At 70.1% G+C, this 24,662-nt stretch carries 22 protein-coding genes; 12 read left to right on the forward strand and 10 right to left on the reverse strand.

The window, feature by feature from the left end; all coding sequences use genetic code 11:
* Nucleotides 1–13 precede the first annotated feature (13 nt).
* Both ACTWPT_RS14545 and ACTWPT_RS14550 read left to right on the forward strand, forming a co-directional pair.
* Nucleotides 14–976, forward strand: a complete 963-nt coding sequence (locus ACTWPT_RS14545; protein ID WP_443177875.1) for a LacI family DNA-binding transcriptional regulator — start codon at nt 14–16, stop codon at nt 974–976.
* A complete protein-coding gene (locus ACTWPT_RS14550; protein ID WP_443177876.1) occupies nt 973–1,908 on the forward strand; it encodes an aldose epimerase family protein in 936 nt (311 codons plus the stop codon). The genes ACTWPT_RS14545 and ACTWPT_RS14550 overlap by 4 nt, the downstream gene beginning before the upstream one ends.
* On the opposite strand, the gene ACTWPT_RS14555 is transcribed toward ACTWPT_RS14550, so the two are convergent.
* Nucleotides 1,898–4,333, reverse strand: a complete 2,436-nt coding sequence (locus ACTWPT_RS14555; protein ID WP_443177877.1) for a SpoIIE family protein phosphatase — start codon at nt 4,331–4,333, stop codon at nt 1,898–1,900. The two genes, ACTWPT_RS14550 and ACTWPT_RS14555, sit on opposite strands and share 11 nt — an antisense overlap.
* Before the next feature lie 430 nt (nt 4,334–4,763).
* On the opposite strand from ACTWPT_RS14555, the gene ACTWPT_RS14560 reads away from it, so the two are divergent.
* A complete protein-coding gene (locus tag ACTWPT_RS14560; RefSeq protein WP_443177878.1) occupies nt 4,764–5,240 on the forward strand; it encodes an RRXRR domain-containing protein in 477 nt (158 codons plus the stop codon).
* On the opposite strand, the gene ACTWPT_RS14565 is transcribed toward ACTWPT_RS14560, so the two are convergent.
* On the reverse strand, nt 5,156–5,821 hold the full coding sequence (locus ACTWPT_RS14565; RefSeq protein ID WP_443177879.1) for a tyrosine-protein phosphatase: 666 nt from the start codon (nt 5,819–5,821) through the stop codon (nt 5,156–5,158). The genes ACTWPT_RS14560 and ACTWPT_RS14565 overlap by 85 nt on opposite strands.
* A gap of 287 nt (nt 5,822–6,108) precedes the next feature.
* Between ACTWPT_RS14565 and ACTWPT_RS14570 the strand changes: the two genes are divergently transcribed.
* The 6 genes from ACTWPT_RS14570 to ACTWPT_RS14595 all read left to right on the forward strand — a co-directional run bounded on the left by ACTWPT_RS14570 (nt 6,109) and on the right by ACTWPT_RS14595 (nt 12,523).
* Nucleotides 6,109–8,478 (forward strand): DNA translocase FtsK, encoded by a 2,370-nt coding sequence (locus tag ACTWPT_RS14570; RefSeq protein ID WP_443177880.1) that lies wholly within the window; start codon nt 6,109–6,111, stop codon nt 8,476–8,478.
* 98 nt (nt 8,479–8,576) lie between these two features.
* Entirely contained in the window at nt 8,577–9,347 is a 771-nt protein-coding gene (locus ACTWPT_RS14575; protein ID WP_443177881.1) for a helix-turn-helix domain-containing protein, read from the forward strand.
* Nucleotides 9,348–9,406: 59 nt separating this feature from the next.
* Nucleotides 9,407–10,816 (forward strand): 30S ribosomal protein S12 methylthiotransferase RimO, encoded by a 1,410-nt coding sequence (gene rimO, locus ACTWPT_RS14580; protein ID WP_443177882.1) that lies wholly within the window; start codon nt 9,407–9,409, stop codon nt 10,814–10,816.
* Nucleotides 10,813–11,385 (forward strand): CDP-diacylglycerol--glycerol-3-phosphate 3-phosphatidyltransferase, encoded by a 573-nt coding sequence (gene pgsA, locus ACTWPT_RS14585; RefSeq protein WP_443177883.1) that lies wholly within the window; start codon nt 10,813–10,815, stop codon nt 11,383–11,385. The genes rimO and pgsA overlap by 4 nt, the downstream gene beginning before the upstream one ends.
* Nucleotides 11,386–11,391: 6 nt before the next feature.
* Nucleotides 11,392–11,880, forward strand: coding sequence for a CinA family protein (locus ACTWPT_RS14590; protein WP_443177884.1), 489 nt, complete (start codon nt 11,392–11,394; stop codon nt 11,878–11,880).
* 286 nt (nt 11,881–12,166) lie between these two features.
* Nucleotides 12,167–12,523 carry a helix-turn-helix domain-containing protein gene (locus ACTWPT_RS14595; protein WP_138715105.1) on the forward strand — a complete coding sequence of 119 codons (357 nt, stop codon included), beginning with the start codon at nt 12,167–12,169 and terminating at the stop codon, nt 12,521–12,523.
* On the opposite strand, the gene ACTWPT_RS14600 is transcribed toward ACTWPT_RS14595, so the two are convergent.
* Together ACTWPT_RS14600 and ACTWPT_RS14605 are read right to left on the reverse strand one after the other, a co-directional pair.
* Entirely contained in the window at nt 12,520–13,305 is a 786-nt protein-coding gene (locus tag ACTWPT_RS14600; protein WP_443177885.1) for a DNA-formamidopyrimidine glycosylase family protein, read from the reverse strand. The genes ACTWPT_RS14595 and ACTWPT_RS14600 overlap by 4 nt on opposite strands.
* A gap of 83 nt (nt 13,306–13,388) precedes the next feature.
* A complete protein-coding gene (locus tag ACTWPT_RS14605; RefSeq protein ID WP_138715085.1) occupies nt 13,389–13,838 on the reverse strand; it encodes an RrF2 family transcriptional regulator in 450 nt (149 codons plus the stop codon).
* Between the two features lie 236 nt (nt 13,839–14,074).
* On the opposite strand from ACTWPT_RS14605, the gene ACTWPT_RS14610 reads away from it, so the two are divergent.
* Complete coding sequence (locus ACTWPT_RS14610) at nt 14,075–15,253, forward strand: ROK family transcriptional regulator (protein WP_443177886.1); 1,179 nt, start codon at nt 14,075–14,077, stop codon at nt 15,251–15,253.
* Between the two features lie 28 nt (nt 15,254–15,281).
* Here the strand turns inward: ACTWPT_RS14610 and ACTWPT_RS14615 are convergent, their stop codons facing one another.
* The 4 genes from ACTWPT_RS14615 to ACTWPT_RS14630 form a co-directional block, all read right to left on the reverse strand.
* Nucleotides 15,282–16,775 (reverse strand): glycoside hydrolase family 3 protein, encoded by a 1,494-nt coding sequence (locus tag ACTWPT_RS14615; RefSeq protein WP_443177887.1) that lies wholly within the window; start codon nt 16,773–16,775, stop codon nt 15,282–15,284.
* 78 nt (nt 16,776–16,853) lie between these two features.
* A complete protein-coding gene (locus ACTWPT_RS14620) occupies nt 16,854–17,705 on the reverse strand; it encodes a carbohydrate ABC transporter permease (protein ID WP_443177888.1) in 852 nt (283 codons plus the stop codon).
* On the reverse strand, nt 17,702–18,721 hold the full coding sequence (locus ACTWPT_RS14625) for a carbohydrate ABC transporter permease (protein WP_443177889.1): 1,020 nt from the start codon (nt 18,719–18,721) through the stop codon (nt 17,702–17,704). The genes ACTWPT_RS14620 and ACTWPT_RS14625 overlap by 4 nt, the downstream gene beginning before the upstream one ends.
* 2 nt (nt 18,722–18,723) lie before the next feature.
* Nucleotides 18,724–20,052, reverse strand: a complete 1,329-nt coding sequence (locus ACTWPT_RS14630) for an extracellular solute-binding protein (protein ID WP_443177890.1) — start codon at nt 20,050–20,052, stop codon at nt 18,724–18,726.
* Nucleotides 20,053–20,219: 167 nt separating this feature from the next.
* Between ACTWPT_RS14630 and ACTWPT_RS14635 the strand changes: the two genes are divergently transcribed.
* Together ACTWPT_RS14635 and ACTWPT_RS14640 are read left to right on the forward strand one after the other, a co-directional pair.
* The gene (locus ACTWPT_RS14635) at nt 20,220–21,377 is read left to right on the forward strand and encodes an ROK family protein (protein ID WP_443177891.1); all 1,158 of its coding nucleotides are present in this window, start codon (nt 20,220–20,222) and stop codon (nt 21,375–21,377) included.
* Between the two features lie 12 nt (nt 21,378–21,389).
* Nucleotides 21,390–22,040, forward strand: a complete 651-nt coding sequence (locus ACTWPT_RS14640) for a M15 family metallopeptidase (RefSeq protein ID WP_443177892.1) — start codon at nt 21,390–21,392, stop codon at nt 22,038–22,040.
* Between the two features lie 42 nt (nt 22,041–22,082).
* Here the strand turns inward: ACTWPT_RS14640 and ACTWPT_RS14645 are convergent, their stop codons facing one another.
* Together ACTWPT_RS14645 and ACTWPT_RS14650 are read right to left on the reverse strand one after the other, a co-directional pair.
* Nucleotides 22,083–22,817, reverse strand: a complete 735-nt coding sequence (locus tag ACTWPT_RS14645; RefSeq protein ID WP_443177893.1) for a sulfite exporter TauE/SafE family protein — start codon at nt 22,815–22,817, stop codon at nt 22,083–22,085.
* Nucleotides 22,814–24,646 carry a gamma-glutamyltransferase family protein gene (locus tag ACTWPT_RS14650; protein WP_443177997.1) on the reverse strand — a complete coding sequence of 611 codons (1,833 nt, stop codon included), beginning with the start codon at nt 24,644–24,646 and terminating at the stop codon, nt 22,814–22,816. Before ACTWPT_RS14650 ends, ACTWPT_RS14645 begins: the two co-directional genes overlap by 4 nt.
* Nucleotides 24,647–24,662 lie beyond the last annotated feature (16 nt).

A 24,662-nucleotide genomic window follows, 5' to 3' on the forward strand; every position in this document is an offset into this window, starting at 1 on the left:
AGGGAGGACGGCGATGGCGGCGACAATCAAGGACGTGGCGCGCGCCTGCGGCGTCCACGTGTCCACCGTGTCCCGCACCTTCTCCGCACCGCATCTCGTCAATCCTGCCACCAGGAGCCGGGTGATGGCCGTCGCGGACGACCTCGGCTACCGCCCCAACCGGGCGGCCAGGGCGCTCACGACGGGACGCACCTTCAACATAGGCCTCATCGTGGCGGACATCGCCAACCCTTTCTTCCCGCCGCTCATCAAGGCCGCCCAGGCACAGGCCAGAGGCCGTGACTACCACGTGTTCGTGGCCGACACCGACGAGGACCCGCGGGTGGAGGAGGAGCTGATCAGGACCTTCACCAAGCAGGTGGACGGCGTCCTGCTGTGCAGCCCCCGCCTGTCGAACCGGATGATCGAGCGCCTGGCCGAGGACGTGCCGTTCGTGGTGGTCAACCGCCGGATCAAGGGCATGCCCGCGGTGCTGATGAACGTCGCACAGGGCGCCAAGCTCGCCTTGGAGCATCTGACCGGGCTCGGCCACCGCAGGATCGCTCTCGTCTCGGGCCCGATCGGCTCGTGGACCAGCAACGAGATGCAGGGCGTCGCCGCCGAGGCGCCGGGCCTCGACCTCGTCTTCTTCGGCCCCAACCAGCCCACGGAGGCCGGCGGCCTGTCCGTGGCCGCGGACGTGGCGGCCTGTGGGGCGACCGCCGTGCTGGCGTACAACGATCTCGTCGCGCTTGGCCTGATCGAGGGGCTGGCGGCGATGGAGATAGGGGTACCAGACCAGATAAGTGTCATCGGGTTCGACGACATCCTGCCCGGCCGGCTCAACCGGCCCAAGCTGACCACGGTGGCCATGCCCGCCGTGGCGGCCGGCAGGATGGCCGTCGACCTGCTGCTGCAGTCGGGGGGCGAGGGCGCGACCGTGACCCTCGACACCGCCCTCATCGTCCGCGAGTCCACGGGAAGGGCCCAACAATGATCTTCGGAACGCTGCCGTCGGGGGAGCAGATCGAGCAGGTGGAGCTGTCATCGGGACGGCTGCGTGCCGAGGTGCTCACGCTCGGCGCCATCGTGCGCTCGCTGGAGGTGTCGGGCCGCAACGTCGTGCTCGGGCTTGACTCGGTCGAGGACTACCTGACCCGCAGCCGGTACTTCGGCGCGGTCGTCGGCAGGTACGGCAACCGCATCGCGAACGGCCGCTTCACCCTCGACGGCGTCGAGTACCGGCTCCCGATCAACAACGGCGTCAACAGCCTGCACGGCGGCACCGAGGGCTTCGACCGCAAGGTGTGGACCGTTCAGGACCGCTCCGTCGACTCGGTGACGCTCACGCTGACCAGCCCCGACGGCGACCAGGGTTACCCGGGCACGCTGACCGCGCAAGTCACGTACACGCTGGCGGACGACGCGCTGCGCATCGACTACGCGATAGAGACCGACGCGCCGACCGTGGTCAACCTGACCAACCACTCCTACTTCAACCTGGCCGGCGCCGGCGACGTACGCGACCACGTGGTGCGGATCGAGGCCGAGCACTACCTGCCGGTGGACGAGCACAAGATCCCCACCGGGGAGCTCGCGCCGGTCAAGGGCACGCCGTTCGACTTCACCGAGCCGCACGCCGTGGCCGAGCGCTACGACGGCGGCTACGACCACTGCTTCGTCCTCGGCGGCGGCATGCAGGTCACGGCCGGCGGTCTGACCATGGAGGTCACGACCACCGAGCCGGGCGTGCAGTTCTACACGGGCAGCATGCTCGACGGGGTGGCGACGCCGTACGGGCCGTTCGCCGGGTTGTGCCTGGAGACGCAGCACTACCCCGACTCGCCCAACCAGGCGCACTTCCCCTCGACCGTGCTGCGGCCGGGCGAGCGCCGCACCTCCACCACCACCTACCGGTTCACGTCCTGACCTGCCGCAGGGCGGCGGCCTTGATCACCAACAGGGCCACGTCGTCCTGCGACGGCTCGGCGGCGAACGTCTCGACCGCGTGCCGCACCCGTTCAGCCACCGCGTGGGCGCTCAGCCCCATGCAGCCGGACAGCAGCGCCGTCAGCCCGTCGCCGTCGTCGAGCAGGCGGTCGCCGTCGCGCCGCTCGGTCACGCCGTCGGTGACGCACAGCAGCACCTCGTCGGGCGCCAGCTCGAACGTCTCGACGTAGAACCTGGCGTCCGCCTCGATGCCAAGCAGCAGCTGCGGCGTCGCGACCGCCTGGACCGTGCCGTCCGCCCGCAGCAGCAGGGGCGGCGGATGGCCGGCCGAGGCGATCGTGCACAGGGCGCCGCCCTGGGGGAGCGGGGTCAGCTCACCGCACAGCAGGCTGAGGAACCTGCCGTCCTCGCCCTCCTCCAGCAGCGCCTGATTGAGCCGGTCGAGGATGTCGGCCACGGTGTAGTGCTCCTTGGCGAGCAGGCGTACGGCGTGCCTGGCCAGCCCGGTGACCGCGGCCGCCTCGGGACCGCTGCCGCACACGTCGCCGAGCGCGAAGCACCAGTGGTCGGCCACCGTGAACAGGTCGTAGAAGTCGCCGCCCACGTCGGCGCCCTCCTCGGCCGGCTCGTAGACGACCGCCGACTCCAGACCCGGCATGGGGGCCACGCGCATGGGCAGCAGGCTGCGCTGCAGCACCCGCGACGTGGTGGCCTGCCTGGCGTACAGCATGGCCGTGTGCAGGTTGAGCGCCACCAGCCGGCACAGGTCCGCCAGCAGGTCGGCCAGCTCCAGCGGCAGGGTCGGCTCGGCGCGGCCGATGACCAGCGCGCCGTGCGACCTGCCCTGGGTGAGCAGCGGGAACGACAGCACCGTCTCCGGGCCGACCGGCCAGCTCACCTCGTCGAGCGCGGTACGCGGGATGGCCGGCAACAACGTGCGCAGTTCGGCGTTGTGCCGCTCCTCGCTGTGCCAGACATGGGCGAGCCTGGTCATCCCCGCCAGATCGGTCAGATAGACCGCCGCCCACGTGGCGATCTTGGGGACGACGAGCTGCGCCGTCAACGCCGCGATCAGCTCCTCGTCGTGCACCCCTGCGAGCAGCTCGCCCGCCTCGGCCAGGAACGACAGCCGCCCCCGGTGGGCCCGGTCCTGCTCGGCCAGCCGCTCGCGCTGCACCGGCACGGCCACCTGGCCGGCGATGTGCTGCAGGCTGACCGTCAGCTCCTGATCGAAGCGTCCCGGCTGCGCGGCCGTCACCACGATGTAGCCCGTCACCTCCCCGGACACCAGCAGCGGCGCGCACGCCAGCGACCTGGCCCGCAGCTGCTCGGCCAGCTCGACGTCCTCGGCCAGCAGGTCGTCGAGCAGCGTGGGAGTCTTGCTGTCGGCGCTGAACACGCCGGTGGCCAGCACCCCCACCAGCCCCGCCGTCGTGCCGGCGCCCGCCGCCACGCCGAACCTGTCGCCGCCGTCGGCCGAGAGCAGCACGTACGCGGCGTCGCCGCCGCTGGAGACCTGGACGATCTGCGCGATCGTGTCGAGCAGCTCCGCGAACGGCATGTCCTGGTCGAGCAGGTCCTTGATCCGCCGTCCCGCCTCCCTGCGCATCGGCACGGGCGGCGGCGTCAGGACGTAGCGGTGGTCGGCGCCCACCACCATCCAGATCGCCGACCGCTGACCCCGTGCCCGCAGGTGCGAGACGTAGACGGGCACCAGCGTGCCGTCGAGGTGCCGCATGTGGGCCTCGCCTCGCCAGCGGCCCAGGCCGAGCGTGTCTGCGAGGGTCAGCGTGTACGGGCCGTGGCCGCGCCAGGCGACCAGCTTCTCCAGCGACCCGCCGACGATCTCCTCGGCCTGCCAGCCGAGCAGCTTCTCCGCCTCCGAGTTCCACGATTCGACGATCCCGTCGCGGTCGCAGACGATGACGCCGACATGCAGGGACTTGACGGGCGGGGCCAGGGGGAGCGCGGCAGGCAGGGCCTCCTGGCGGTCGAAGCCGTCGCCGAGCTCCATGCGCACCCAGACCCGTTTGGCGGTCCTGGTGTACGTGACGCCCCAGGCGTCGGCCAGCATGCCCGCGAGCGCCAGCCCGCGCCCCGAGGTGCGCATCGTGTCGGCCTGCCCCGCCTCGGCCTCCTCGATGGTCCTCGTCGGATGGTGGTCGTCGACCTCGATCTCCAGCTTGGCCGGAGTGGCCTCCACGTCCAGCCGGCAGGTCAGCTCGATGCCGGTGCCCGCGTGCACCACGGCGTTGGTGACGAGTTCGCTGGTCAGCAGCACGGCGTCCTCCGCGAGATGGCCCAGCCGCCATTCGCCGAGCACCTGGCGTACGAACTTGCGCGCGTGTGCTGGGGCATGCGGAGTGCCGTCGAAGGCCGTGCTCGACACCCGGGTCGTGTTCACTCTGCGTCCTAGAACATCACCAATTAGAGGTATCGCCGACCGTCAGTCTGGCACACTGAGAGTGATCGAACTGCCACATTGAGTCAGTCAACGCCCCCTCCCCTGAAGGAGGGGGTCTGAGGTGCGGCGCCGCTGACATCTCAGGCCCGTGTTGACCAGCCCGAGCCACCATTTAGGGAGGTGTGTCCAGGTGGCTACCTTTGACGTAAGACAGCGGACCCACTCCGGGGTGCTTCCTCAGCCCCGGACTCTGGAATCGGTGGGAGCAGACAACCTGGGTCGGGACGAAACGGCCCACCGACGCCGCGTACGTGCGGCATCTGGCGTCGAAGATGGGCGAGGGGAGACCCGCCTCACCGCACCGGGTGGCGGGCGTCACCCCGATGGCGCTGAGGCGTCTGAGGGAGGCCGCGGCATTCCCGCCGCATATGTGTTCGTCCTCGATCGGAACGGGCAACCGCTGCAACCCACACGCCCGGCCATGGCCCGCAAGCTGCTGGCCTCGGGCCGTGCGGTGGTGCACCACCACACGCCGCTGGTGATCCGGCTCAAAGACAGGGACGCGTCCACCTGCCGGGTCCCTGGCGTCGAAACCAGCATCGACCCCGGCTCCCAGCACACCGGCATCGCCGTTTTCTGCACCGGCGGCGGGATCCGTACCGGGCTCTTCGCGCTCCAACTTGACCACCGCGGCGCGCGCATCCGCGACAGACTCGCGCGACGAGCCTGCTACCGGAGACGCCGCCGGAGCGCGAACCTGCGCTACCGCGCCCCCAGGCGTGCAGGCCGCCTTCGACGTGATCTCCTCCGTGGCGGGCCGGGTCAGGGAATGAGAGCGGCCCGCAGGCGGCCGGCGTGGGCGGGGGTGAGGCCGCAGGCGAGCAGGACCCGCTCGGCGCCGCCTTGAGCGCTCAGCGCGGCCAGGAATGTGCGCATCGCGCTCTCCGGGGCCTCCAGCAGCGCTGGGGGCGCGCCTGGCGGCAGCGCGATGCCGAGGGTGAGCAGCAGGTCCGGCAGCGCCTTGGCGGTGAGCGCGTAGTCGCGCACGATGGCCTCGTGGTCCACACCGACCAGGTCCAGGATCAGTGCGATCACGATGCCCGTGCGGTCCTTGCCTGCGGCGCAGTGCACGAGCGCGGGCAGCCCGTCGGCGATCTCGGCGACGACCCCGGCGAACCAGGTCTTCCTGTGCTCGAGCAGGGCCACGTACATGTCGCCCAGGTCCAGGTCCGGCGGGAGCGTCGCCAGATGGGCGGGCGAGGCGACGGAGCCGGCGCCGAGCGGGACGTGCCTGACGGCGCCGCCCAGGACGGGTGCCCAGTCCGACGGCGTGCGCTCGTCGTCGCCTCGTAGGTCGGCGATGAGCTGCAGCCCCGCAACCAGCTGCGCGTCCGCGAGGGTGAGCATGTGCGGCTGGGCGGAGCGGTAGAGCACGCCCGGGCGCAGCGCCGTCTCCACGGCCACGTCCCTGAAGTTGAGGAGAGGCATGTATCCCATTAAGGAAGGCCTTGCCTGCGGCCACGCGGCCGTTGCGTGGACATGAAGTGAATCTCTCGTCACCTTTGCCGGGGCTGATGTGAGGGCCGTTCGGCGAGCCTCCGCGCGCGTCGCGGTGTCTCCGACGTACCTTTGGCATCATGGCCACCCGTACGCCGAAAAGCGCATCCAAGGGGCCGGCGAAGCGGTCGACCTCGGCCCGCTCGACCCCCGCGAAGCGGACAGGAACGTCGGCGGGGTCCAGGGCGAGGGGAGCCGCCTCTGGCCGCAAGCCCTCGATGACCCACCAGGATCCGATCAGCTGGGTCTTCACGATGATCGGCAAGCTGATCGTCGGGCTGTGGATGTTGTTCGCGAACGGTGTCGGCAGTATGGCCCGCGCGCTCGGCAAGAACGCCCGCGAGCTGGATCCGGCGCACCGACGCGACGGGATCGGGCTGACGGTGCTCGCGGGCGCGATCGTGCTGGCGGCCATGACCTGGCGCAACGCCGACGGGGCGATCTCCGGCGTGGTCAACACCACCGTGCGCGGCGTGTTCGGGTCGCTGGCCTGGGCGCTGCCGCTGCTGCTCGGCCTGCTGGCCTGGCGCTACTTGCGCCACCCCGACCAGAACGCCGACACCGGCCGGATGGTGATCGGCTGGGCGGCGCTGATGGTCGGAGTGCTCGGCGTGATCCACGTGGCCAACGGCACGCCGTACCCGGCCGGCGAGGGCCAGGGCATGGACAAGGTGTCGGCGGCCGGCGGCATGATCGGGTTCATCGTGTCGGCGCCGCCGATGAGCATCCTGCCGCCGTGGATCACGATCCCGCTGCTGCTGATCCTGTCCGGGTTCGGTGTGCTGGTGATCACCGCCACCCCCGTGCACCGGATCCCCGAGCGGCTGGGCGAGCTCAAGCACCTGTTGTTCGAGCGGCACGCCGAGCCGCATCCGCGCGAGCCGGGCAGGAAGCGGACCCGGGTCAAGAAGTCCGACACCGGCGAGGGCGGCGACACGGTCAAGCCCTACGACACCCCCGTCCTGGCCGAGAAGCCGGACAAGCGGGCCGATCACTCCCCGGAGATCGTGCCTGGACTGACCGACGAGGAGGAGCCGTCCGCTCCCGAGGCGGAGCGCAAGCCCGAGCCGCCGCAGCCGACGCCCGCGCCGCGCAAGGTCGAGCAGTTGGTGCTGTCGCCGCAGGCGGGGCCGTACAGCCTGCCTGACCTGCAGTTCCTCAAGCAGGGCAGCGCGCCCAAGCCGCAGACCAAGGCCAACACCACCGTGGTGAACGCGCTGACCAGCGTGCTCGAGCAGTTCACCATCGACGCGCAGGTGATCGGGTTCACCCGGGGGCCGACCGTGACCCGGTACGAGATCGAGCTGGGCCCCGCGGTCAAGGTCGAGAAGGTGACGGCTCTCACCAAGAACATCGCATACGCCGTTAAATCCGCAGATGTCAGGATTTTGTCGCCTATCCCAGGTAAGTCGGCGATCGGGGTGGAGATCCCGAACGCCGACAAGGACCTGGTGTCGCTCGGTGACGTGCTGCGTTCCCAGGTGGCGCAGGCCGACCACCACCCGATGATCGTCGGGCTGGGCAAGGACGTCGAGGGCCGCACCATCGTCGCGAACCTCGCCAAGATGCCCCACCTGCTCATCGCGGGCGCAACCGGCGCCGGCAAGTCGGTCTGCGTCAACGGGCTGATCACCAGCATCCTGATGCGGGCTACGCCGGACGAGGTGCGCATGGTGCTGGTGGACCCCAAGCGGGTCGAGCTGAGCGTGTACGAGGGCATCCCACACCTCATCACCCCGATCATCACCAACCCGAAGAAGGCCGCCGAGGCCCTCGAATGGGTGGTGGGCGAGATGGACCGGCGCTACGACGACCTGGCCGCGTCGGGGTTCCGGCACGTGGACGAGTTCAACAAGGCCGTGCGGGCGGGCAAGCTGCAGCCGCCGCCCGGCAGCGAGCGGGTCTACCAGCCGTACCCGTACCTGCTGGTGATCGTGGACGAGCTGTCGGACCTCATGATGGTGGCGCCGCGCGACGTCGAGGACTCGATCGTGCGGATCACGCAGCTGGCCCGCGCGGCCGGCATCCACCTGGTCATCGCCACCCAGCGGCCCAGCGTGGACGTGGTCACCGGCCTGATCAAGGCGAACGTGCCGTCCCGGCTGGCGTTCGCGGTCTCGTCGCTCACCGACTCGCGGGTCATCCTGGACCAGCCGGGCGCCGACAAGCTGGTCGGCCAGGGTGACGCGTTGTTCCTGCCGATGGGCGCGAGCAAGCCCATCCGCATCCAGAACGCGTTCGTCTCGGAGAAGGAGATCGCCGAGATCGTCGCGTACTGCAAGGAGCAGATGCAGGCCGAATACCGCGATGACGTCGCCGCTGCGCCGGTCAAGCGGGAGATCGACGAGGACATCGGCGACGACCTCGAGCTGCTGATCCAGGCGGCCGAGCTGATCGTGACCACCCAGTTCGGCTCGACCTCGATGTTGCAGCGCAAGCTGCGGGTCGGCTTCGCCAAGGCCGGTCGGCTCATGGACCTGCTGGAGAGCCGCAACGTGGTCGGCCCCAGCGAGGGGTCCAAGGCCCGCGAGGTGCTCGTGAAGCCGGACGATCTGGCGGGTTTGCTGGCCGACCTGCGTGGCGAATGACCCCAATGCATGCCTGCCGGACTGTTACTGGTTGAATATGAACCACTACGCAATGTCGTGGTGGTTCAGACCAGGCGCCATCGGGGAGGCGTTTCGCCGTGCAGGAGCAGAGCATCGGAGCCATGCTGGCGGCAGCCAGGCAATCGGCGGGGCTGACGGTCGCGCAGGTGAGCGCGGCCACCCGGATCCGCGAGGCGATCATCCACAGTATTGAGCAGGACGACTTTGATCAGTGTGGTGGCCAGTTCTACGCCAGGGGGCACGTCAAGGCCGTGGCTCAGGCCGTGGGGTTGGATCCTGAGGCCATCCTGCACTTGTACGACCAGCAGGAGGGCGGGGCGCCCGAGCCGGTGCGGGCGGCGGCGGTGTTCCAGGCTGACAGGAAGATCAACGTGCCGGAGCGGCGGGGGCCCAACTGGACGATGGCGCTCGGGGTGGCGCTGGCGATCGTGGTGGTCTTCGGCATGATGCGGGTGCTGGGCGGGGCCGGCGACCACGTGCAGACCGCCGGCGTCCGGCAGGTCTCGGCCCGGCCGAGCGTTCCCCCCAATACACCCATCACGGAGACGCCCAAGCCGTCACGCAGTGTGAGCAGCAAGCGCATGGTGACCGTGCAGATCAAGGCCAAGCGGTCGTCGTACGTGAACGTGCACGACGCGGAAGGTCGCCGGTTGTTCGCCGGGACGTTGGAGGCCGGCAAGACCTCCACCTGGCGGACGCCCGAGAAAGTCGGCCTGGTCCTGAGTGACGCCGGTGCGGTGTCGGTGCTGGTCAACGGCAAGAGAGTGAGGGGGCTCGGGGGGCGCGGGGAAGTGGTGCGGCGCTCGTTTGAGGCGCCGAAACAGCAGACGCGACAGCGCGCGAGGTAGCGGGGTGGGTGGACCCGTGCATCAGGTAGTGGCCAACTCCCGCTACCGTAGGGTTCACCATGTCATCCCGCCGAACCGCATCGCTGATCACCCTGGGCTGCGCGCGCAACGAGGTCGACTCCGAGGAGCTGGCCGCGCGACTCGAGGCTGCCGGCTGGCAGCTGGGCGACGACGACCCCGATGTCGTCGTCGTCAACACGTGTGGCTTCATCGACTCGGCCAAGAAGGACTCCATCGACACGCTCCTGGCCGCCGCCGACTCCGGCGCGAAGGTGGTCGCCGCGGGCTGCATGGCCGAGCGCTACGGCAACGAGCTGGCCGAGGCGCTGCCCGAGGCCAGCGCGGTCATCTCCTTCGACGACTACGCCGAGATCGGCGACCGGCTCGACGACGTGCTCGCGGACCGGCCGCTCAAGCCCCACACGCCACGTGACCGCCGCACCCTGCTGCCCATCTCGCCGGTGGAGCGTGCCAGTGCGCCCAAGACCCACATCCCCGGCCACGGAGACCTGCCTAACGGCGTGGCACCCGCCAGCGGGCCGCGAGTGCTGCGCAAGCGGCTCGACGAGAGCCCGGTGGCCTCGCTCAAGCTGGCCTCCGGCTGCGACCGGCGCTGCACGTTCTGCGCCATCCCGGCCTTCCGTGGTTCCTACGTCTCGCGCACGCCGGACGAGCTGCTGGCGGAGGCCGACTGGCTGGCCCACCGGGGCGTACGCGAGCTGGTCCTCGTCAGCGAGAACTCCACGTCCTACGGCAAGGATCTCGGCGACCTGCGGGCTCTGGAGAAGCTGCTGCCGCAACTCGCCGCCGTGGACGGCCTCGAGCGGGTGCGGGTCAGCTACCTGCAGCCGGCCGAGCTGCGCCCCGGTCTGATCGACGTCATCACCGGCACCGACGGTGTGGCCCCCTACTTCGACCTGTCCTTCCAGCACGCCAGCAACAGCGTGCTGCGCAGGATGCGCCGCTTCGGAGACCCCGAGCGATTCCTGGGGCTGCTGGAGAGCGTGCGCGAGCGCGCCCCTGAGGCCGGCGTGCGCTCCAACTTCATCGTGGGCTTCCCCGGAGAGACCGAGGAGGAGTTCGGCGAGCTGGTGAGCTTCCTGGAGGAGGCCAGGCTCGACGTCATCGGCGTGTTCGGCTACTCCGACGAGGACGGCACCGAGGCGGCGACCCTGCCGGGCAAGCTCGACCAGGACGTCGTGGACGAGCGCGTGCGGGTGCTCACCGCACTGGCCGAGGAGCTGACCGCCCAGCGGGCGGAGGAGCGCATCGGCACCGAGGTCGACATTCTGATCGACGACGACCTGGGCGACGGCGGCTACGAGGGCCGGGCCGCCCACCAGGGGCCCGAGGTCGACGGCTCGGTCACGGTGCAGGGCATCGGGCTGGTCAGGGGGCAGATCGTGCGCGCGGTGGTGGTCGACGCCGAGGGGGTCGATCTGATCGCGCGGATCAAGGCCGGTCCATGAAGAAGGACGAGCGCCGGGTGGTGAGCCCGTGGAACATCGCCAACGTCCTCACGGTCCTCCGGTTGGCGCTCGTCCCTTTCTTCGTTGTCTGCCTCCTCCTGCCGGGCACGGGCTGGCGCGTGACCGCGCTGGCGGTGTTCGCAGTGGCCTCGCTCACCGACCACCTCGACGGCGAGCTGGCCCGCCGCTACGGCCTGGTCACGGACTTCGGCAAGATCGCCGATCCGATCGCCGACAAGGCGCTCACCGGCGCCGCGCTGGTGTGCCTGTCGATCCTGGGCGAGCTGCCGTGGTGGGTCACGCTGCTGATCCTCGGCAGGGAGCTGGGCATCACGGCGCTGAGGTTCATGTTGCTGCGGCACGCGGTCATCCCGGCCAGCTACGGCGGCAAGGTCAAAACCGTGCTGCAGATCGCCGCGATCGTCCTCTACCTCCTGCCCTGGGTGCCGGACGTGGTGCGGTGGGTGGCGATGGGGGCGGCGCTGGTCGTCACGATCGGCACCGGAGTCGACTACGTGATCAGGGCCGTGAGGCTGCGTAAGGTGGCCAGGCAGGCGCGCGGGGAGTGATCGACGGTGGATGTGGCGGGGGTCCTGTCCATGCTGGTGCGGCGCTCCGCCACGCTGGCGGTGGCCGAGTCGCTCACCGGCGGGCTCATCGGAGCCGCGTTCACGTCGGTGTCCGGATCGTCGAAGGCGTTCCGCGGCGGGGTGATCTCCTACGCCACCGATCTCAAACGCGAGCTGCTCGGCGTCCCTGAGGAGTTGCTGCGGCGCGAGGGGGCCGTGCACCCGGAGGTGGCGGCGGCCATGGCGGCGGGGGTCGCGCGGCTGTGCGGGGCCACGTACGGGCTGGCCGTGACCGGGGTGGCTGGGCCTGAACCACAGGACGGCAAGCCCGTCGGGACCGTGCACGTGGCCGTTTGCGGGCCGGGCGGGCAGATTTGGGCCCGGGAATTGAGACTGAATGGGTCGCGCGAACGTATCAGGGTAGAGACGGTGGACGAGGCCGTTGATCTCCTCGCAGGTGTGCTGAAGACGAACATAGGGGAACATTCCGGATGATTACCGTGTTACGTCCCCAGCGAACATGCCTTGCGCGGTCTGACGCGGTGTCGGTGGATACGGGTACGGTGGAGCTGTGAGTGAGGTCCGTGAGCCAACTGCAAGCACCGAGCGCCCGGCAGGCGGGCCTGATCAGTCGCGCAATGAGGCACGAGCGGCGGCCCAGGGGCGGCAACGCCCAGTGATGACGGCGAGGAGTATGTACGAAGCTAAGAAGACCAAAGTGCGGCACGATCCGATCGCGCGAGGCGTGGTGAAAACTTCCGCGCCGGGGAGGGAGCGACAGATGATTCTGCTGCGTCAGCTGCTCGGCGACGTGCTGAGGCGGTTGCGGGTGCGGCAGGGACGCACGCTACGCGAGGTGTCCACGCTTGCCCGTGTTTCGCTCGGCTACTTGTCCGAGGTGGAGCGCGGCCAGAAGGAGGCCTCGTCCGAGCTGCTCGCGTCCATTTGCGGCGCGCTCGGGGTGCCGCTTTCGCAGGTGTTGCGTGAAGTGTCCGACCAGTTCGCACTGGCGGAGCTCCAGGCCGCTCCTGTGCTTGCCGATGCGCCGGAGCACGAGCGCCTGCCCCTTGCCGAGACGGTTCCCGGGTCGATCTCCGACTCCGTGTTCCCCGAAGTCAAGGACATGGTGGCTGCCTAGCGCGGCTGGCAGCCGGCACACCACAGGATCAGCCGCTCCTGTGGCTGCGCCCCCATCTCCCCGCGGCTGATGCGGGTGCCGCAACGGCGACAGGGCCTCCCCGCCCTGCCATAGACCCAGGTCTGATTCGCCGGGCGGCGATCACCTGTGGTCACTGTGCCCGTATGCCCCTTGTTGGCGTCCAGCAGGCGCTGCGCCAAAGACACAAGCCCGTTGAGATCCTCGATCTCCCCGACTTTTCGCCACGGCCAGATCCCCCGCAGGAACAAGGTCTCGGCGCGATAGATCGTGCCGATCCCCGCTAGGTTGCGCTGATCGAGCAGCGCCTCCCCGATGGTCCTGCCTGGTGCCCCTCGCAGCCTCTGCACGGCCTCATCCGGGTCCCAGTCCGGGCCGAGCAGATCCGGCCCCAGATGGCCCACCACGCGCGCCTCGTCGCCGGTCCTGACGAGGTCCACCATGCCGAGCTTGACGCCTATCGCCGTCCACTGCTGGTTGGCCAGGATCAGCCTGACCTGGTCGCCGGGGGGCGGTTTCATGGAGCCTGTGGCCGGCTTGATTCGCCAGCTGCCGTCCATGCGGAGGTGGGTGTGGATGGTCAGGTCGCCTTCGACGCGGGTGAGCAGGTGCTTGCCCCGTGAGAGCGTGGTGAGCACCGCGCGGCCCGTCAGGTCGGTGGTGGCATATCGAGGGACACGGAAGTCGGACCTGATGAGGATGCGGCCGTCCAGAGCGTCCCGCAGGTGTGCGGCCGTCCGATAGACGGCGTCTCCCTCCGGCATCTCTTCAGACTAAAACCCAAACCCCCTTTTTACGGCGGGGCCGGGTGGGCCGCCACTGGCGAGGCCTTTTGCGGCGTGCCGGCTCAGTCCCAGGCGGCTGGGTCGGCGGCAAGCTGGCGTACACGCTCGGGCAGTGCCCCGGAGGCGACCTGTTCGAGCGTGACCTCCTCCAGGATGGCGCGCTCGGTCGCCCTCAACGCGATCCACACCTGCTGCAACGACTCCGCCGGTCCCCGGTACCCGACGTGCTCGGGCCGCTCGCCGCGTACGTTGGCCAACGGGCCGTCCACGGCCCTGATCACGTCCGCCAGCGAGATGTCGGAGGCGGGCCTGGCCAGCACGTATCCACCCTCGGGCCCCCGCTGTCCCCGTACCAGGCCGGCGCGGCGCATCTGGAGCAGGATGTTTTCCAGGTATTTGGGCGGCATGTCCTGTTCCTTGGCGAGCTCGCCCACAGTGGTCGGGCCCGCACCAGCTGCGGCGAGTTCGGCGGCGGCTCGGAGGGCGTAGTCGACACGAGCGGAGAGGCGCATGTTTTCGATTATCCCTCCTGGTCAACACTGGTTAGGCGCAAGGTCGTCAGAACGGGCACGAGAGTCGAATCCGGCAGGGCCTTCCACCCGAGGCTGATCGGCAAGTTACGATGCCGAGCACCGGGGGGCGATGACTGGGTGATCATGGGGAAATCTCGTGTTCACCTGCGACGTCACGCATGGATGGGAGCGCTAAACTTCCAACAACCTTTTCCGATGTGACGGTGGGATTCAGCGTGGAGCGACGCCCTGGTGTGCCCAGACTACTCAGGGAGATCAACGACCGGGCCGCACTGGAGCTGTTACTGGCAACTGGACCCATGACACGTGGTCAGATCGGCGATCTGACCGGCCTGTCCAAGGTCACGGCATCGCAGACGCTGGCCAGGCTGGAGGAGCGCGGCCTGGTCGAGGTGGTCGGCACGCAGGCCGGCGGCCGCGGACCCAACGCGGCGCTTTACTCCGTGATCGCCTCCAGCGCGTACGTGGCGGGGCTCGAGGTCGGGCCCGACCTGATCTCGAGCGCGATCGCCGACATCAACGGCCACACGATCGCCGACGTCACGGTCGACCCGCATGCCCATGACGACCCGGTCTCGGCCGTGCACGACGCGATCGTGAAGGCGTGCCGCGGCGCCAAGGTGGGTCTCGGCAAGCTCCGCGGGATCGTGATCGGCACCCCGGGTGTGGTCGATCCCCGCAGCGGCGACGTACGTTTCTCCTTCGACCTGCCCGGCTGGCACGAGGGCATTCACGAGGCCCTGGCCGGCGACCTGCGGCGGGAAGTGACGATCGAGAACGACGTCAACCTCGCCGCCATCGCCGAGCGCGCCGACGGGGCGGCCGAGGGCCTCGACGACTTCGTGCTCCTGTGGTCGAGCCGCGGCCTGGGCATGGCCGTCATGCTCGGGGGCAAGCTGCACCGGGGACGTTCGGGCAGCGCGGGTGAGATCGGCTACCTGCCGGTGCCCGGTGTGCCGCTGCCCGAGGACATCCGCACCCTGCCGGGGCGGCTGCCCTCGCTGGCGGGCGGCCTGCAGTCGCTGGTCAGCGCCGAGGCGGTCAGCGAGCTGGCGCGCGAGTACGGCTTCGCTGCCGGGAGCGCGGGCGAGTGCGTCCAGGTCGCGGTGGCCGCGGGAGCCGAGGGCGAGCCGTTGCTGGATGAGGTCGCGCACCGGCTGGCTCTCGGGGTCGCGGCGGTCTGTGTGATCCTCGACCCCGGTCTGGTGGTGCTCGGAGGTGAGGTGGGGCACGCGGGCGGGCGGGCGCTCACGTCCCGCGTGGAGGAGGCGGTCGCCAAGATCTGCCCCGTGCGGCCTCATGTGGCCACCAGCACCGTGGAGGGCAATCCGGTGCTGCGGGGGGCGGTGCTGGCGGCGCTCCAGCAGGCGCGCGAGGAGATCTTCAGCTCCTGACCGCGTGGGATGATCCGCAGGCGGCCGCCTACGCGGATCGCTTCGGCTCGAGGGAGGCGATCGCCGCCGCGCGGGGACGCTGACCGTTCGTGAGGAGCTCCATCGCGGCCCTGGTGTTGGCCCGGGCCGCGCCGTACGTGGCCAGGTAGGCCGCGCTGCCCGGCCGCCAGATGGGCAATCCCATCTCGATGACGATCGTGTCGGGCCGGGCGGCCACCAGGGTGGAGACGAGCGCGCGGCTGTCTGCGTACCGGTGCGCGTCCTTGACCACCACCACCAGCGAACGATCCCTGGCACGCTCCAGAAGCCGGTCGGCGACGGCCTCGGCGGGTGTCACCCGGATGACCTCTCCTTCGGGCAGCCACGGTGAGACGCCCCACGGGACGTCGCCCACCGCGATCGTCGGAGGCGTGTCGATCTCCACGACCAGCGGATCCGTCAGCGGGCCTGCCGATCCGTCGAGCCTGACCGCCCGCCTGGCGGCGTCCAGGCCGACGTCCGCCGGCTCGTCCTGCGCGTCCGCTCCCGATCCGAACCAGGCCCGCAGCCGGTCCGCCCGGGCCGCGGCCTCCTCCAGCCGGTCTCCCGGCAGCCGCCCGTCGCCGACGGCGGCCACGATCTCGGCGATGATCCGCAGGATCTCGTCGTAGCCCGGCTTCGGCCCGAGGCAGAGCAGGTCGGCCCCGGCCGCGAGCGACTGGACGGCGCCCCCGGCGAGCCCGACGCCGTCGCTGATCGCCTGCATGTCGAGCGCGTCGCTGACGACCACGCCGTCGTAGCCGAGCTCGCCCCTGAGCAGCCCGGTGATCGCGGCGGGGGAGAGCGTGGCGGGCTGGTCGCCGGTCAGCGCGGGGACCGCGACGTGCGCGGTCATGATGGACCGCGTGCCTGCCTCGATGGCGGCGAGGAACGGCACCAGCTCTCTGGCACGCAACACGTCCAGGGTGACGTCCACGACCGGGATGGCCAGGTGCGAGTCGACTGTGGTGGCGCCGTGGCCGGGGAAGTGCTTGACGCACGCGGCGACCCCAGCCGACTGCAGGCCTTGGACCGCGGCCACCGTGTGCCTGGCGACCAGCTCGGCGTCGTCGCCGAACGCCCTGGTGCCGATCACCGGGTTGTCCTCGGCGGTGTTGACGTCGGCCGCGGGCGCCATGTCCAGGTTGACCCCGGCGGCGACCAGTTCGGCGCCGATGGCCCGGTAGACCCGGCGGGTGAGCTCGACGTCGTCCACGGCGCCGAGCGCGGCGTTGCCCGGGTAGGGGCTGCCGACGTGGTAGGCGAGCCTGGTGACGTCGCCGCCCTCCTCGTCCAGGGAGATGAACGGGTCACCGGCCGCCCGCAGTGCCGTGGTGAGCCCGGCCACCTGGTGCGGCGAGGCCACGTTGAAGCCGAACAGCGTGACGCCGCCCAGACCCCGCTCCAGCTCCCTCAGGACCCAGTCGGGCGCGGTCGTGCCGTCGAAGGCGACGAGCAGCGTGCCGGCCGCGAGACGGCGCAGCCCCCGATCACTCTGACTCATGGCTCCTCATCATGTTCAGGGCAGGGTCAGGGTACGGCCCGCGCGAAGCCGTACCCGTCCTGCGGAAAAATGGAAAAATCAACCTTTAACCGCGCCGGCCACCAGGCCGGAGACCATGCGGCGCTGCACCAGCAGGAAGAAGGCGATGACCGGCAAGGTCATCAGCGTCGAGGTCGCCATGATGGCTCCCCAGTCGGTGCCCCGCTGCCCGAAGAAGAACTGCAGGGCCACTGGCATGGTGTAGCCGGTCGTGTCCTTCATCAGGACCAGCGCGAAGATCAGGTCGTTCCACGCGGTGATGAACGAGAAGATGCTCGTCGCCACCAGCCCCGGCGCCACCAGCGGGAACAGCACCTTCCAGAAGGTGGTGAACCGGCTCGCGCCGTCGATCCACGCCGCCTCCTCCAGTGACTTGGGCACCGCGGCGACGAACGTACGCAACATCCAGATGCCGAACGGCAGCGTGAGACCGACCTGGATGACGATCAGCCCGAGCAGATTGTCGTAGAGCCCGAGGCGCCGGACGTTCAGGAACAACGGGATCAAGAGCGCCTCGGTCGGGATCATCTGCACGATGAGCAGGGTGATCAGGAAGCTCGTACGCCCCTTGAACCGGAAACGCGCCACCGCGGTGGCCGCGAGCAACGCGAACGCCGACCCGATGAGCACTGTGCCGACCGCCACGATCGCGCTGTTGCGCATGTAGACCCAGATCGAGTTGCCCGCCACGCCGTCGGTGAGAACCGTGTTGACGTGCTCGAAGGTGAAGTGCGTGGGGAACGGGATGAAGTCGGTGGTGAAGATCTGGTCGTTGGCCTTGAACGAGGTCGAGACCATCCAGTAGACGGGGAAGACCGCGAAGAGGAAGACCAGGACCGCGGCCGTGTTCAGCGCGATCTTGTTGAGCCGCTTGCGGGCCAGGGGGGTCATGTCAGGTCCTCCTGCTTGACCATCTGCCGGGTGTAGAACGCGGTGACGATGAGCAGGATGATCGTCAGCACCACCGCGATCGCCGCTCCCGTGCCCATCTTGGGCGGCGCCTTGAAGGCCTCGGCGAAGGAGAAGAGCGACAGGTTGAACGCCTCGCGGTTGGTCGGCCCGTTCAGCAGCACGTAGAGCTGGCTGAGCACCTTGAAGTCCCAGATGATCGAGAGGATCGTCAGGACGGCGAAGACCGGCTTCAGCAGCGGGAAGGTGATCTTTCTGAACGTGCGCCACGGGGTGGCGCCGTCCACCCTGGCCGCCTCGTACAACTCGGCGGGGATGCCGCGCAGTCCGGCCAGCACCGACACGGCGACGAACGGGAAGGACGCCCAGACCACTGTGAGGACCAGCACGACGTAGACGGACCACGCGTCGTTGAGCCACGGCTGGCCGGTCCAGTCGGCCCGGCCGAAGATCAAGGTGGACAACCCGTCGGGGAGCAGATTGAGCGCCCAGTTGATGATGCCGGCCTCGGCGTCGAAGAGCCAGCGCCAGATCGTTCCCTGAGCGACCGGTGGGACCGCCCACGCGGACATGATGCCGATGATCACGAAGGTGGACATCCGCTTGCTCAGCCGGTTGAGCAGCGCGCCGACGGCGGTGCCCAGGATCAGGGTGAGGGCGACGGTGACGGCCGCGAAGACGACCGTGTTCCGCAGCGAGGACCAGAAGATGTCGTTGTCGAAGAGCTTGGTGTAGTTCTCCAGCCCCACCCACTCCGGCTCCGCGACGCCGCGGATCACCCGGAGGCTGATGCTCTGGAACGACATGATCACCATCTGGATCATCGGGTAGAGCAGCAGCCCGGCGATGACCAGAATCCCAGGGACGAGCAGGACATACGGGATGGACCACCCGGGCAGCCCGCTGCCTCGAGCGGGCTTGCGTGAACTGTGGCGGCGCCGCCCAGGGGCGGAGGTGTTCCCTCCGCCCCTGGACGCGAGCGTTGACGTGTTCGCCATGGTCACGACTGGTTGAGGATGTCTTCGAGTTCCTTGTTGGCCTTGGCGAGCGCCTCATCGGCCGTGGCCTTGCCCTCGATGACCGAGCGGGCCGCGTTCTGCAGGACCGCCTTGGTCTCGTTGGCCTCCGTCCACTGCGGGTCGGCGGGGAATGCCTTGGCCTTGGCGAACGCGGCGGCGAACGGCGCCTGCACCGGGTCCTTGGCCAGCTCGGCGAGTGTGTCCGGGTAGACCGGCAGCAGGCCGCCGTCCAGCGCGTAGCGGTCGGCCCACTTCTTGCTGGTGGCGAGCTTCACGAACTCGGTCGCGAGCTCCTTGTTCTTGGCGTCGTTCCACACGGTGATGTCGTTGCCGCCGAAGAACGCGGGGGTCTCGCCGCCCGCCTTGGACGGGAGCGGGAAGAAGGCCATCTGGTCCTCCTTCACCTTGCCCTTGCTCTCCTCCTTGATGGTGGCGATGTCCCACGACGCGGTCAGGTACATGCCGACCTTGCCGTTGGAGAAGCGAGTGCGGATGTCCGTGGTGTTCAGCGTGAGGCGGGACTTGCTGGAGGCCCCCGAGGTCACGATGCCCGTGTATGCCTCGAAGCCGGTCTTGAAGGCCGGGTCGGTGAGCTTGCCGACCCACTTGTCGCCCTCCTTGAGGGCGTACTCGCCGCCTTCGGACCAGGCCAGCGCGCCGAGAAGGTGGTTGGCGTCGGAGCCGCCGTTGAAGGCGAAGCCGTCGACGTCCTTGCCCTTCTCGTCCTGGATCTTCTTGGCCGCCGCGAGCAGCTCGTCCCAGGACTTCGGGACCTCGATCTTGAGGTCTTCGAACCAGTCCTTGCGGTACATGACGGCGCGGGTGCCGGCGCCCCACGGCATGGCGTAGACCTCGCCGTCGATGGTCTCCAGGCCGAAGAGGTTCTTCGGGATCTGCGTGTGCTCGCCGCCGGTGGTGATCGAGGTGACCGGGGCCAGCGCGTCCTGGCTCTGCCAGAGCGGAACCTGGTCGTTGCCGATCTCCGTCACGTCGGGGCCCTCGCCGCCTGCTGCGGCGCTCGTGAACTTGTCGTTGACCTGTGGCCACGGGATCCACTGCACGTTGGCATCCGCGCCGGTCTGGGTCTTGAACTCGGCGACGAGGTCGTCCATGTACTTCTGGGACGGCTCGTTCGGGCTGCCAAGGCGCCAGACCGTGATGCTCTGGCCCGCGTACTTGGGGCCAGAGGCGGAGGCGGAGGCTGAGGCCTGTGGTTGGGGCGTGGTCGTCTCGCCGGAGCCACATGCGGCCAGGCCCAGGGCCAGGGCGGCCGTGGTGACCGTAGTGGCCGTGATCTTCGCGATCCTCACTAGCGTTCTCCCTTCCCGGCTAATCGCGTCGGGTCTGCGCTCATCGGGTGCTGAGCCTGTGGTCCGCACCTGGCTGATCGTCAGTTGTCGAATTGGTGCTAAACTAACAAGAAACTTTCTTAAAAGAAACTGCCGTTAGCGTTTCGTTGCCAGAGGGGAGAGGTCCCGTGACACGGAATCCTGGTGTGCCACGGCTGTTGCGCCGCCTGAACGACCGGGCGGCCCTGGAGCTCCTTCTCTCCGAGGGGCCGCTCACCCGTGCTGAGCTGGGCGAACGCACCGGGCTTTCCAAGGTGACCGCGGGACAGCTGCTCGCCAGGCTGGAGGAGAGAGGGCTGGTGGAGGTCGCCGGCGAGCGGGCCGGCGGGCGCGGGCCCAACGCCGCTCTCTACGGCGTGGTGCCCTCCAGCGCGCACGTCGCCGGCCTCGAGGTGCTGCCCGACGCCATCACCGTCGGTGTGGCCGACATCACCGGCAGGACCGTTGTCGAGGTCGTGGTCAATCCGACCGACGGCGACCCGGTCGCCACCGTGCACCAGGCCGTACGGCGGGCCTGCGAGGCGGCCAGGATCACGCTGCCGCAGTTGCGCTCGTTCGTCATCGGCACTCGCGGCGTGGTCGATCCGGGCACCGGCGACGTGCGTTTCTCCTACGACCTGCCGGCCTGGCACGCCGGCGTGCTGGCCAGCCTGCGCGGGGCCCTCGGCGCTTCGGTGACCATCGAGAACGACGTCAACCTCGTCGCCCTGGCCGAGCACCGTTACGGCGCCGCCGTCGGCGTCGACGACTTCGTGGTCCTCTGGGCCGGAGTCGGCCAGGGCCTGGGGGTCATGCTCGGCGGCCGCCTGCACCGCGGCAACACCGGCGGCGCGGGCGAGATCGGCTGGCTGCCTGTGCCCGGCGAGCCGCTGCCGGCCGACGTCACCAAGCCGCAGTCGGGCTCCTATCAGCGGCTGGTGGGTCAGGCGGCGCTGGACGGACTGGCCAGGGGGCACGGCATGAGCGTGCGGCCGAGCGCCGACCTGGTCCGTGCGGCCGTCGCCGACGGGCGTTCCGGCTTCCTCGACGCCGTCGCGGATCGGCTGGCCGTCGGCGTCGCGGCCGTCACCGTCGTGCTGGACCCCGGGCTCATCGTGCTCGCCGGCGACATCGGGCGGGCCGGGGGTCCTGAGCTGGCCGCCAGAGTCGAGGAGGCGGTGGCAAAGGTCTGCCCGACGCGGCCCAGCGTGGTCACCACGGGAGTCGCCGGGAACCCCGTGCTGCGCGGCGCCCTGGTCGCTGCGCTGGAGCAGGCCCGAGAGCAGGTTTTCTCCGACACTGTGTGAGAATTTCTGCCCATGTGGCATCCCCCAGACGGCATCGTCCTGATCTCGGACCCGCGCGTGACCGCCATCCCCGTGCACGACAACGGGGAGCCGCTGGTCGAGGTGCGGGGACGGTTGCGACTCGACGACCGGATGGCCGATGAGGAGGGCGCGTACGGCCGCCTGCGCGACGGCCTGCTCGACCGGCTCGAACGGGCGGAGAAGGAACTGCCCGCCGGATACCACCTCCTGATCGTCGAAGGCCACCGGTCCATCGCGAACCAGCGCCAGACCTACGACGACTACCGCGCCGAGCTCGCCCAGCGGTTTCCCAGCATGACGCCCGGCGAGCTGGATGCGGCCGCCAGCCGGTACGTCTCGCCGGTCGAGGTCGCCCCGCACACCGCGGGGGCGGCCGTGGATCTCACGCTCTGCGCCGCCGACGGCACCGAATACGACATGGGCACCGCGATCAACGAAACCCCTGAGCAGAGTGCCGGCGGGTGTTACACCGCCGCCTCCGGGATCTCGGGGGACGCCCGCGGGAACCGCAAGATCCTCGCCTCGGCTCTGGAATCGGCGGGCCTGGTCAACTACCCCACGGAGTGGTGGCACTGGTCCTACGGCGACCGCTACTGGGCGCTGATGACCGGCTCACCCCACGCCCTCTACGGTCCGGCCTGAGCGCTCGCCCCGCCTACTGGTGCGCGGCCGGCGGCCGGGAGGTCACCGTAGGGCGAGCGCGACGGCCACCCCCAGCCCGAAGGCGACGACCACCCCTCTCAGGACCTTGGCGGACATGAGCCGGGCCACCCGCGTGCCGAGCAGACCTCCCACCAGGCTGGCCGGCGCGATCACCACCACCGCCTGCCACTGCACGGCACCGAACAACGAGAACGCCACCACCGACACCGTGCTGATCACCAGCGCGAGCACTGCGCGCACGGCGTTCACCCGGTGCAGCCCGTCGTGCAGGAACATGCCGAGCACGGTCAGCAGCAGCACGCCCATGCCGCCGTTGAAGTACGCCCCGTAGCACCCGCCCAGTAGCACCCCGGCGTAGACGAGCCGGCTCGGCGGCCCGTCGCCGACGAAGTGCCTGCGCAGCCACGGCTGCGCCAGCAGCGCGAGGCTGGCGAACCCGACCAGCCACGGGACGATCGACTCGAACAACCGGCCCGGCGTCAGCAGCAACAACGCGCTGCCGGCGGCCGCGCCCAGCACGGCCGTGGCCCCGAGCGCCGCCGCCCTGCGCCGCTGCCCGCGCAGCTCGGCCCGGTAACCGAGCACGCCGCCCAGGTATCCCGGCCACAACGCCACCGCGTTCGTCACGGACGCGGTCAGGCTCGGATAGCCGAACGCCACGAGGGCGGGGAAAGAGATGAGGGTGCCGCCGCCGGCCAGGGCGTTCACCATCCCGGCCAGCAGGCCGGCCACCATCAGGAAGAGCAGATCTGTCATCGGCCGACGGCGTAGCCCTGAGCACCCCGCGGGTTGGCTGCGGCCTTGAGGAAGGCGCCGTCACGGGCCACCGCGCTGAGCCTGCCCAGCGTCCACGAGCCCTGGAGCTCGACCTCGTGCCCGCGCCGCCGCAGCTCCGCCACCACGTCCGGGTCCAGGCGATCCTCGGCGTGCAGGACGCCGGGGCGGGAGCCGCGCGGGAAGAACGAGCTGGGGAAGTGCTCGGAGTGGAACATCGGCGCGTCGATGGCCTCCTGCAGGTTGAGGCGGCCGTGGACGACGGCGAGGAAGAAGTTCACGCTCCACTGGTCCTGCTGGTCGCCGCCCGGCGTGCCGAACGCCAGCCACGGCCGCCCGTCCCTGAGCGCGAACGACGGCGACAGCGTGGTACGCGGCCGCGTCCCGGGCCGCAGCGACGCCGGCAACCCTTCCTGGAGCCAGAACATCTGGGCCCGCGTCCCCAGGCAGAAGCCCAGCTCGGGAATGGTGGGCGAGCTCTGCAGCCAGCCCCCGCTGGGTGTGGCGGAGACCATGTTGCCCCAGCGGTCGACGACGTCCACGTGGCAGGTGTCGCCCCGGACGGTCCCGTCGCGCGCGACCGTCGGCTCGCCGACGCCCTGCGGCGCGCCCGCCCCGGAGATGCCGGGCGCGCTGCTGGCCGTGCCGGGCGCGGGGAACGCCGGCAATCTCGGCGCGCGCCCGCCCGGAGCGCCTGGCCGCAGGTCGAGACTGGCCTCCACGCCGACCAGCCGTCGGCGCTCGGCGTTGTACGCCGCGCTCAGCAGGTCGGACATGGTGCCGGACTCGGGCACGTCGGACAAGGTGCCGGACTCGGCGTCGGACATGGTGCCGGACTCGGGCGCGTCGGACAAGGTCACGTGGGCGTCGCCGTACCAGGCCTCGCGGTCGGCGAAGGCCAGCTTTGCGGCCTCGGTCACGGTGTGCACGTAGTCGGCGCTGAGGTAGCCCATCGCGTCCAGGTCGAACCCGTCGAGCAACGCCAGCTGCTGCAGGAACACCGGCCCCTGCCCCCACGGCCCGGTCTTGCACACGGTGTGCCCGCGATAGTCGAAGGTCAGCGGCTCCTCGACCGATGCCGACCAGCGCGCCAGGTCGTCGCCGGTGAGCAGCCCGCCGTGCACCTCGCCGGAGCTGTCCCGCCAGGCCGTCTTGGCGCTGAACTCGGCGATCGCCTCCGCGACGAACCCCTCGTACCAGGCCGTGCGGGCAGCGGCGAGTTGCCCCTCTCGGCTGCTCGCCGCGGACTCCGCCTCAGCCACCAGCCGTCGGTACGTGGCGGCCAGCACCGGGTTGGCCAGCTTCGACCCGGGCGCGGGCACGCGCCCGCCGGGCAGCCACGTCGCCGCCGACGTCGGCCAGTCAGTGTTGAACAATCCTTCGACCGACTCGATCGTGGCCGCGATGCGCTCCAGCACCGGAATGCCGTGCTCGGCGTAGTGGATCGCGGGTGCGAGCACATCGGCCAGCCGCCAGGTGCCCCAGCGCTCCAGCATCAGCATCCACCCGCCGAACGCCCCCGGCACGGTGGCCGCCAGCAGGCCGGTGCCGGGCACGATGTCCAGGCCAAGCTCCGTGAAACGCTCGATGGTGGCCGCGGCGGGCGCCACGCCCTGCCCGCACACCACGGACACCTTCTGCTCGGCCTCGCTCCACAGCAGGATCGGCACCTCGCCGCCGGGGCCGTTCAGGTGTGGCTCGGCGATCTGCAGCACGAACCCGGCGGCCACCGCCGCGTCGAAGGCGTTCCCGCCGCGTTCAAGCACACTCATGCCGGTGGCCGAGGCCAGCCAGTGGGTGCTGGCGACCATGCCGAAGTCGCCCGAC

Source organism: Nonomuraea sp. 3N208 (assembly GCF_052245935.1).
GTDB lineage: Bacteria > Actinomycetota > Actinomycetes > Streptosporangiales > Streptosporangiaceae > Nonomuraea.

Coding starts and splice junctions, on each gene's coding strand:
- ACTWPT_RS14545 (WP_443177875.1), top strand. CDS start 14: ATGGCGGCGACAATCAAGGACGTGGCGCGCGCCTGCGGCGTCCACGTG.
- ACTWPT_RS14550 (WP_443177876.1), top strand. CDS start 973: ATGATCTTCGGAACGCTGCCGTCGGGGGAGCAGATCGAGCAGGTGGAG.
- ACTWPT_RS14565 (WP_443177879.1), bottom strand. CDS start 5,821: ATGCCTCTCCTCAACTTCAGGGACGTGGCCGTGGAGACGGCGCTGCGC.
- ACTWPT_RS14570 (WP_443177880.1), top strand. CDS start 6,109: ATGACCCACCAGGATCCGATCAGCTGGGTCTTCACGATGATCGGCAAG.
- rimO (WP_443177882.1), top strand. CDS start 9,407: ATGTCATCCCGCCGAACCGCATCGCTGATCACCCTGGGCTGCGCGCGC.
- pgsA (WP_443177883.1), top strand. CDS start 10,813: ATGAAGAAGGACGAGCGCCGGGTGGTGAGCCCGTGGAACATCGCCAAC.
- ACTWPT_RS14595 (WP_138715105.1), top strand. CDS start 12,167: ATGATTCTGCTGCGTCAGCTGCTCGGCGACGTGCTGAGGCGGTTGCGG.
- ACTWPT_RS14600 (WP_443177885.1), bottom strand. CDS start 13,305: ATGCCGGAGGGAGACGCCGTCTATCGGACGGCCGCACACCTGCGGGAC.
- ACTWPT_RS14605 (WP_138715085.1), bottom strand. CDS start 13,838: ATGCGCCTCTCCGCTCGTGTCGACTACGCCCTCCGAGCCGCCGCCGAA.
- ACTWPT_RS14615 (WP_443177887.1), bottom strand. CDS start 16,775: ATGAGTCAGAGTGATCGGGGGCTGCGCCGTCTCGCGGCCGGCACGCTG.
- ACTWPT_RS14620 (WP_443177888.1), bottom strand. CDS start 17,705: ATGACCCCCCTGGCCCGCAAGCGGCTCAACAAGATCGCGCTGAACACG.
- ACTWPT_RS14625 (WP_443177889.1), bottom strand. CDS start 18,721: ATGGCGAACACGTCAACGCTCGCGTCCAGGGGCGGAGGGAACACCTCC.
- ACTWPT_RS14640 (WP_443177892.1), top strand. CDS start 21,390: ATGTGGCATCCCCCAGACGGCATCGTCCTGATCTCGGACCCGCGCGTG.
- ACTWPT_RS14645 (WP_443177893.1), bottom strand. CDS start 22,817: ATGACAGATCTGCTCTTCCTGATGGTGGCCGGCCTGCTGGCCGGGATG.
- ACTWPT_RS14650 (WP_443177997.1), bottom strand. CDS start 24,646: ATGGTCGCCAGCACCCACTGGCTGGCCTCGGCCACCGGCATGAGTGTG.